Annotated in this window: 7 protein-coding genes and 1 pseudogene; 5 read left to right on the top strand and 3 right to left on the bottom strand. The window is 69.7% G+C overall.

Features of this window, described 5'->3' with window-relative positions; genetic code table 11:
• Positions 1 to 89 precede the first annotated feature (89 nt).
• On the bottom strand, positions 90 to 998 hold the full coding sequence (locus Y694_RS17805; protein ID WP_036234932.1) for an HlyC/CorC family transporter: 909 nt from the start codon (positions 996 to 998) through the stop codon (positions 90 to 92).
• 175 nt (positions 999 to 1,173) lie between these two features.
• Between Y694_RS17805 and Y694_RS17800 the strand changes: the two genes are divergently transcribed.
• The 5 genes and pseudogenes from Y694_RS17800 to hslU all read left to right on the top strand — a co-directional run bounded on the left by Y694_RS17800 (position 1,174) and on the right by hslU (position 7,189).
• On the top strand, positions 1,174 to 2,217 hold the full coding sequence (locus tag Y694_RS17800) for a GTP-binding protein (protein ID WP_011830960.1): 1,044 nt from the start codon (positions 1,174 to 1,176) through the stop codon (positions 2,215 to 2,217).
• A gap of 462 nt (positions 2,218 to 2,679) precedes the next feature.
• On the top strand, positions 2,680 to 3,270 hold the full coding sequence (gene dksA / locus Y694_RS26155) for an RNA polymerase-binding protein DksA (RefSeq protein ID WP_253950424.1): 591 nt from the start codon (positions 2,680 to 2,682) through the stop codon (positions 3,268 to 3,270).
• 55 nt (positions 3,271 to 3,325) lie between these two features.
• Positions 3,326 to 5,179, top strand: a complete 1,854-nt coding sequence (locus tag Y694_RS17785) for an STAS domain-containing protein (RefSeq protein WP_036234929.1) — start codon at positions 3,326 to 3,328, stop codon at positions 5,177 to 5,179.
• A gap of 102 nt (positions 5,180 to 5,281) precedes the next feature.
• Positions 5,282 to 5,839: an ATP-dependent protease subunit HslV gene (hslV, locus tag Y694_RS17780; RefSeq protein ID WP_011830963.1), complete on the top strand. Its 558-nt coding sequence runs from the start codon at positions 5,282 to 5,284 to the stop codon at positions 5,837 to 5,839.
• Positions 5,836 to 7,189: pseudogene (hslU, locus tag Y694_RS17775) on the top strand (ATP-dependent protease ATPase subunit HslU). Before hslV ends, hslU begins: the two are co-directional and overlap by 4 nt.
• 12 nt (positions 7,190 to 7,201) lie before the next feature.
• Here the strand turns inward: hslU and Y694_RS17770 are convergent.
• Both Y694_RS17770 and Y694_RS24975 read right to left on the bottom strand, forming a co-directional pair.
• A complete protein-coding gene (locus Y694_RS17770) occupies positions 7,202 to 7,966 on the bottom strand; it encodes a type III pantothenate kinase (protein WP_011830965.1) in 765 nt (254 codons plus the stop codon).
• A gap of 19 nt (positions 7,967 to 7,985) precedes the next feature.
• Positions 7,986 to 8,363: hypothetical protein (locus Y694_RS24975; RefSeq protein WP_036234926.1), on the bottom strand; the 378-nt coding region annotated here is incomplete at its 5' end.

The raw sequence follows: 8,363 nt of genomic DNA, 5'->3' as shown, positions 1-8,363 counted from the left end.
GCCACCCGCCACGGCCATCAGCAGCAGTTCGGCCCCCAGCGGCCACGGCGCCCCGGGCCGACCTGTGGCGGGCGGGGCGGGCAGCGGGGTCAAGCCTCGGGCGGCGACGCTGGCGGCGGGCCGTCCGCGCGGGTCACCTTGAACCAGCGAACGGCACCCCCGCGCGCCAGCATCACGGCGAAGCGCAGCCCGCCGACGTCGACCGTCTCGCCGCGGCGCATGACGCGGCCGAGCTCGTGCGCCACCAGGCCCCCGATGGTGTCGAAGTCGTCCTCCGGCAGCGTGGTGTCGAACACGGCGTTGACCTCGGCGATGCCGGCGTCTCCGGCAACGCGCTGACTGCCGTCGGCCAGCGTGAACACGCCGGAGGCGTGGTCCTTGTCGTCGAACTCGTCCTCGATCTCGCCGACGATCTCCTCGAGCACGTCCTCGATGGTGATCAGTCCGGCCGTCTTGCCGAACTCGTCGATCACGATGGCCAGGTGGTTGCGGTTGGAGCGGAAGTCGCGCAGCAGCTCGTTCAGGCCCTTGGTCTCGGGCACGAACACCGCCGGGCGCAGCAGCGCGCGCAGGTTCAGCTCGGGCGCCCGGTGCAGCTTGAGCAGGTCCTTGGCCATCAGGATGCCGATGACGTTGTCGCGCTCGCCGTCGTACACCGGGAAGCGCGAGTGGCCGGTGTCGATCACCACCTCCAGCAGCTCGTCGTAGGGGGCACCGATGTCCAGCAGGTCCATCCGCGGCGCCGCCACCATCACGTCGCCGGCGGTCATGTCGGCCATGCGCAGCACGCCCTCGAGCATGATGCGCGACTCCGGCTCGATCAGCTCGCGCAACTCGGCATCGGCCAGCGTCTCGATCAGTTCGTCCTTGGAATCCGGGCCGGGCGAGAGGAACTCGACGACGCGTTCGAACAGGCTGCGTCGGTCGCCCGCCTTGTCGGCGTGGGGCGCTGCCTTGTCGCCTGCGCGGGCAGGTCGACCTGGTTGAGGCTCGGACACGGGCGGTGCCAAGAGTGGAGGAACGTCAAGAATACCCCAGCGCCATGACGGGCCCGCGCTGCAGCTACCATCTCGCCCCGGTCAGGCCTGCAGCTTGCTTGACAGCCCCGGGACCTTGATCGACAGTCGCCCACCCTCATGTGTGCGAGTCTCTTCACACGGCCGAGCGTCCACCATGTCACTGATACCTGCCACGATCCTCACGGGCTTTCTCGGCTCCGGCAAGACCACCCTGCTCAAGCGCGTGCTCTCAGAGGCCCACGGCCAGAAGATCGCCGTGATCGAGAACGAGTTCGGCGAGGAGAACATCGACAACGACATCCTCGTGACCGACAGCAAGGAGCAGATCGTCCAGATGAGCAACGGCTGCATCTGCTGCACGATCCGCGAGGACCTGCGCGCGACGCTGACCGACCTGGCTGCGAAGAAGCGCAAGGGCGAGCTCGACTTCGACCGCATCGTGATCGAGACCACCGGCCTGGCCGACCCCGGCCCGGTCGCACAGACTTTCTTCATGGACGACGAGATCGCCGAGAGCTACCTGCTCGACTCGATCCTGACGCTGGTCGATGCCAAGCACGCCGGCCAGCAACTCGACGACCGGCAGGAGGCGCGCCGTCAGGTGGGGTTCGCCGACCAGATCTTCCTGTCCAAGACCGACCTGGTCGCCAAGGACGCGACCGACGCGCTGATCCACCGCCTCAAGCACATGAACCCCCGTGCGCCGCTGCAGGCGGTGCACTTCGGCGAGGTGCCGCTGAAGGACGTGTTCGACCTGCGCGGCTTCAACCTGAACGCCAAGCTCGACATCGACCCCGATTTCCTGAAGGCCGACGACCACGAGCACCACCATCACGACCATGAGCACGGCGAGCACTGCGACCACCCGTCGCACGCGCACGGCCACCATCACGCCCACGACGACGACGTGAAGAGCTTCGTGTTCCGCTCCAACCGCCCGTTCAATCCGGCCAAGCTGGAGGAATTCCTCGGCACCATGGTCAACGTCTACGGTCCGCGGATGCTGCGCTACAAGGGCGTGCTGCGGGTGCAGGGCTTCGACAAGAAGGTCATCTTCCAGGGCGTCCACCAGCTGATGGGCAGCGACGTCGGCCCGCTGTGGGCGGCCGGGGAGACCCGCGGCAGCAAGATGGTGTTCATCGGCATCGACCTGCCGAAGGACGTCTTCCTCCAGGGGCTGGAGCAATGTCTGGCCTGAAGCGGCCCCTGGCGCCTGGCGCCGCACGTGGCATCGACACCACGTCGCTACAATGCGCGGCGCTTGACCCGGGCACGGCATCCACAGAGCATGCCCGGGTGAGGAAGACGTGAAGCCGCCGTGAGGAGATCCCCGCTGTGAGCAAGACCCCCGGCCAAGGCCGCCCCCCGCCCCACCGCCAAGAAGGCGGCAGCGTCGCCGCCCGCCAAGAAGGGCGCTGCGACGAAGACGCCCGCGAAGGCGGCGGCGAAGCGACCGCCGGCCAAGCCCGCCGCCAAGCAAGCTCCGAAGAAGGCCGCCGCTCCGGCGGCCGCCGCCAAGACACCGAAGCGGGCCCCCGCCCCGCCCCCTCCTGCCGTGAAGGCGCCCGCCAAGCCGGCAGCGCCCCTCCTTGACAAGAAAGCAACGCCCCCGTCCGTGAGCCAGTCGATCCCTCCCAAAGCGCCTCCTCCGCCGGCACCGGTGAAGCCGGCCACCCGGCTGCGCGCCTCCAAGTCCGTCGCCGCCCCGGCCGACATCCACCCGCCGTCGATTCCGCTGCCGCCGCCGAGCCGGCCACCGGCCAGCAATGTCATCGACCTGCCGCGTCCGCCGCGCAAGATCGATCCGAAGCTCGCCAACGTCTGGAAGACCAAGGCCGGCCGCGACCTGACCGAGGACGAGTTGTTGTCGATGCCCGACAGCGAGTACATGAACGACAAGCAGTTGGAGTTCTTCCGGACCCGGCTGATGCAGCAGCGCAACGACCTGCTCGACAACGCCGGCGAAACCACCGAGCACCTGCGCGAGGACACGTCGATCGTGCCCGATCCGGCCGACCGGGCGACGATCGAGGAAGAGCACGCGCTGGAGCTGCGCACGCGCGACCGCGAACGCAAGCTGCTGAAGAAGATCTCGCAGTCGATCGCCCGCATCGAGGCCGGCGACTACGGCTTCTGCGACGAGACCGGCGAGCCGATCGGCCTGGGCCGCCTGCTCGCCCGACCGACCGCGACGCTCTCGCTCGAGGCGCAGCAGCGCCGCGAGATGAAGCAGAAGATGTTCGGCGACTGAGCGAGCCGTCCCGTCCTCGTCCTTCTACTTCTTTGAACCCGAGCTCGCTGCCGCGATGGCCGACGTCGACCCCGATCCCAAGGCCGGAGGCACCAGCTTCTTCCGCAAGGTGGTGAAGTTCGTCGCCAATCCGGCGACGGACTGGACCGAGCTCAACACACCCGGCGGGACCGAGGAGCCGCTGCAGAGCGGCTACGCCAAGAGCGAGCTCAAGGCGATGATCGAGCGCAAGCGGCGCAACGACTTCGTGCGCAAGCGCGAGTTCGACATGCTGCGCAAGATCCGCCGCGAAGGTCTGCCGGCCGACGGTCTGGCCGGCCTGCAGATCTCCGACCTGGACGATTCCGACCAATCGCGCTCCAACAGTGTGGCCCGTCCGGACGACGCGGCGGTCAAGGCCAAGATCGACGAGATCGAGCAGCAGATGGAAGGCGAGGTGATCGCCCGCCGCGCCAACCCGACGAAGCCCCCGGGGTTCTACACCGCCTCGACGGTGCAGGGCGCGCTCGACGAGCGGGCCGCGCCCATGAACGAGCCGTTCAACATCGACGGCGCGGGCGCCCCGTCGCCGTCCGACGCGGCCCCCGCCAGCGTGTCGTCGATCCCGGTGCTCGACGCTGCCGTCACGACGCCGCCGCAAGAAGGCCCTCTCGCCTGGGACGCGGCCCCTGCTCCCACCGCCGCGCCGGCCTCGCCGCCGGCGCCGATCACGACACCGACAGCCCCCGGCGCCCCCATCGCGTCCGCGGCACCGCCAGCGGTGCACCTGGGGCGCCCGGGCATGTCCGATTTCGGCAACCCGTTCGCCGTCGAGGTCAACGAGATCGCCCACGACCCCGAGCTCGACGAGGCGGTGATTTCCTTCGCCAATGCCGAATTCGAGGGCTGCGAACGCTCGATCCGCGGCCTCATCTCGGACGACGGCGAACGCGCGAACCATGCCGAGACCTGGCTCGTGCTGTTCGATCTGTACCGTGCCACCGGCCAGCAACCTCCGTTCGAGAGCCTGGCGCTCGACTACGTGCAGCGCTTTGGGTGGTCGGCGCCGCAGTGGTTCTCGATTCCCCAACTGGTGGCTGCCGAGAATGCGGCCGCGGCCAGCACTGCGCAGGCGGTGCGCAGCCAAGGCAGCATCGGCTGGGCCGCGCCGGAACAGCTCGATGGAGAAGGCGTCGCGCTGCTGCGCTCCAGGACGCTGCAGCTTCCGATGCCGTGGGTGATGGACTGGAGCCCGCTGCGCAGGATCGACGCGCAGGCCTGCGGCGAGCTGAGCCAGTTGATGCACCACTGGGGGACGCAGAAGCTGCAGATGCGCTGGATCGGCGCCGAGCAGTTGCTCTCGGTTCTCGCCGAGGCCGCGCCCACCGGCGTGCGCGATGCCGACCCCGCCTACTGGCTGCTGCGTCTGGCGACGCTGAGGCTGTGCAACCGGCCCGACCAGTTCGACGAGATCGCGATCGACTACTGCGTGACCTACGAGGTGTCGCCGCCGTCGTGGGAGGCGTCGCTGTGCGTCGTCAAGATGGCTGATGCTGGCGGCATGACCCTCGCATCGCGCTCGATGGTGACCAGCGACGCGACGAGCGGCTTCGCGGAGTCGCAGGTGCTCGAGGAGGCCGGCGGCGTCCGCACCGCAGCGGTCGAATTGTCGGGCCAGTTGGTCGGCGACATCGGCAGCGTGCTGCAGCGGCTCGAATCCCAGCTCGGCAACTCCACGGTCGTGAGCGTCAACTGCGCGCGACTGATCCGCATGGACTTCGTCGCGGCCGGCGACCTGCTCAACTGGGTGCTGCACCGCCGCAACGAGAACCGTCTCGTCCATTTCGAGGACGCCCATCGCCTGCTGGGCCTGTTCTTCAACGCGATGGGCATCAACGAGCACGCACGCGTGAAGGTGCGCAACCTCTGAGCGTCACGCCCGCCGGACGGCACGAATGCAGCCGGCGCCGCGGATCGCTCCCCGCCAGATCCCGGGCTTGAAGCCCCCGCCTCTGCCTTCAACTGCTTCCCCATGGATTCGTACCACGGCACCACCATCCTCAGCGTACGCCGCGGCCGAGAGGTCGCCCTGGGTGGCGATGGTCAGGTGACGCTCGGCAGCATCGTCGTCAAGGCCTCGGCGCGCAAGGTGCGCCGGCTCTACAAGGAGCAGGTGCTGGCCGGCTTCGCCGGGGCGACGGCCGACGCCTTCACGCTGTTCGAGCGCTTCGAGGGCAAGCTCGAGAAGCACCAGGGCAACCTGGTGCGCGCCGCGATCGACCTGACCCGCGACTGGCGCACCGACCGCGTGCTGCGCCGCCTCGAGGCCATGCTGGCGGTGGCCGACCGCGACACCTCGCTGATCATCACCGGCAACGGCGACGTGCTGGAGCCCGAGCACGGCATCGTCGCGATCGGTTCGGGCGGCGCCTACGCGCAGGCGGCCGCGCGCGCGCTGCTGGCCCACACGACGCTCGGTCCGGCCGAGATGGTCAAGAAGTCGCTCGAGATCGCCGGCGACCTGTGCATCTACACCAACCAGCACCACACCATCGAGGTGCTGACCGACCCGGAGCCCGTCAGCCAGTGAGCGCGATGACCCCGCAGGAGATCGTGTCCGAGCTGGACCGCCACATCGTCGGCCAGCAGGACGCCAAGCGCGCCGTCGCGATCGCGCTGCGCAACCGCTGGCGCCGCCAGCAGGTGGACGACAGGCTGCGCCCGGAGATCACGCCGAAGAACATCCTGATGATCGGGCCCACTGGCGTCGGCAAGACCGAGATCGCGCGCCGCCTCGCGAAGCTGGCCGACGCGCCCTTCATCAAGGTGGAGGCCACCAAGTTCACCGAGGTCGGCTATGTCGCAAGGACGTCGATTCGATCATCCGCGACCTCGTCGACCTGGCCGTCAAGCAGACGCGCGAGGCCGCGATCCGGGCCCATCGCGTCCGCGCCGAGGATGCCGCCGAGGAACGCATCCTCGACGTGCTGCTGCCGCCGCCCGCCCATGCCGGCGCCGGCTTCGGGCTGAGCACCAGCTCGCCGGCCCCAGCCCCGGCCGACAGCACGGCGCGCCAGACCTTCCGCAAGCGCCTGCGCGAGGGCACGCTCGACGACAAGGAGATCGAGCTCGAACTCGCCGAACCGCGCGCTGCCGTCGAATTGCTGGGCCCGCCCGGCATGGAAGACATGGCCGAGCAACTCAAGGGCATGTTCGCTAGCCTGGGCCAGACGCGGCGCAAGACCCGCAAGCTCAAGATCGCCGAGGCGTTGAAGCTGCTGGTCGACGAGGAGGCGGCCAAGCTGGTCAACGAGGACGAGATCAAGACGCAGGCGCTGGCCAGCGCCGAGCAGAACGGCATCGTCTTCATCGACGAGATCGACAAGGTCACGTCGCGCGGCGACGGCGCCAGCGGCGCCGAGGTCTCGCGCCAGGGCGTGCAGCGCGACCTGCTGCCGCTGGTGGAGGGCACGACGGTCAGCACCAAGCACGGCACTGTCAAGACCGATCACATCCTGTTCATCGCCTCGGGCGCCTTCCACCTGGCGCGCCCGAGCGACCTGATCCCGGAGCTGCAGGGCCGCTTCCCGATCCGGGTGGAGCTGGGCTCGCTGCGGGTCGAGGACTTCGAGGCGATCCTGACCCAGACCCACGCCAGCCTGGTACGCCAGTACCAGGCACTGCTGGACACCGAGGGCGTCCGGCTCGACTTCCGGCCCGAGGGTGTGCGCCGGCTGGCGCAGATTGCGTTCGACGTCAACGAGCGCACCGAGAACATCGGCGCGCGCCGGCTGTCGACGGTGATGGAGCGCCTGCTCGACGAGGTGAGCTTCGATGCGCCGAACCTGGGCGGCCAGACGATCGCGATCGACGCCGCTACGTGGATCGCAAGCTCGGGGCGCTCGCGGTCGACGAGGATCTGTCCCGCTTCATTCTCTGACCCGGGGGCGGCTCAGCCGCGCTGCGCGGCGATGGTCAGCAGGCCGTCGAAGATCAGGGTGTCGATCAGTTCGTGATCGATGGTCAGCGCCGGCACCACCTTCCAGCCCGCGCCGCCGGTGACGATGCACAACGGTGGCTCGCCACAGCGCTGCTGAAGATGGCGGTGCATGCGCTCGATGGCGCCGGCAATGGCGAAATTGCCGCCGCTGGTCAGCGCGTCGCTGGTGTTGGTCGGGAACTCGCGCACCTCGCCGGTGGGCACCCGCAGGCCGGCGGTGCCGGCTTCCAGCGCGCGCAGCATGATGCCGTGGCCGGGCAGGATCAGCCCGCCGAGGAAACGGCCGTCCGCATCGAGCGCGTCGACCGTGACCGCCGTGCCGGCCATCACCACCAGCACCGGCCGGCGCGCGCCCGCGGCGAGCACGCGCGCACGCGCGCCGATCAGCGCCACCCAGCGGTCGCTGCCCAGGCGCATCGGATGGTCGTAGCCGTTGGTCACGCCGGCCTCGGCCGCGCCCGGCACCACCCAGCGCGGTGCCACGTCCCACAACTCCAGCTGCTCCTCGACGCGGTGACGCACCGAGTCGCTGGCGACGCAGCAGCCGAGCACATGGCGCGGCGGCGGCGCCAGGCCGGCCCATTCGGCCTCGCCGAGCTGGTCGATGGTCTCGAGGAAGCGCGCACCGTGGGCCACGGGCTCGCTGCCGGGCACGGCCGAGGGATACAGCGCCCACTTCAGGCGCGTGTTGCCGATATCGATTGCAAGCAGGGTCATGGCCGAGGCGGCTTCGTCTTCAGTGGGTGCTGGAACCGGGCTTCGTGTCTTCGTCGACGACGGTATTGCCCAGGCCCAGCAGTTCGCGGGCGCGGCGCAGTCGGCTCATGGCCTCGACCGGCCGTCGCGCCGTGACCAGCGCGCGCTCGATCTGCCACACCAACCCGATCAGCTCGTAGCGGTCGCGCGCACGGCCGACGCGCAGGACCGTGAGCGAACTGCTGACCGGGCCGTCCACCAGCAAGGTGCCGATCAGCAGGCTGCGCACCTCGGCCAGCATGGGTTCCTCGTCGACGGGCGCCGGCTTGGGCTCGTCGCGCAGCACCCCGCCCTCGCCGGCACGGCGCGCGAGCGGCGAAGGTCCCGGTGTCAGCCGCGGGGCGGCGCTCCGCCGCTC

It is taken from the genome of Methylibium sp. T29-B, from assembly GCF_000576225.1.
Classification (GTDB): domain Bacteria; phylum Pseudomonadota; class Gammaproteobacteria; order Burkholderiales; family Burkholderiaceae_C; genus Methylibium; species Methylibium petroleiphilum.
This window is presented reverse-complemented; position numbering and strand designations above follow the sequence as displayed.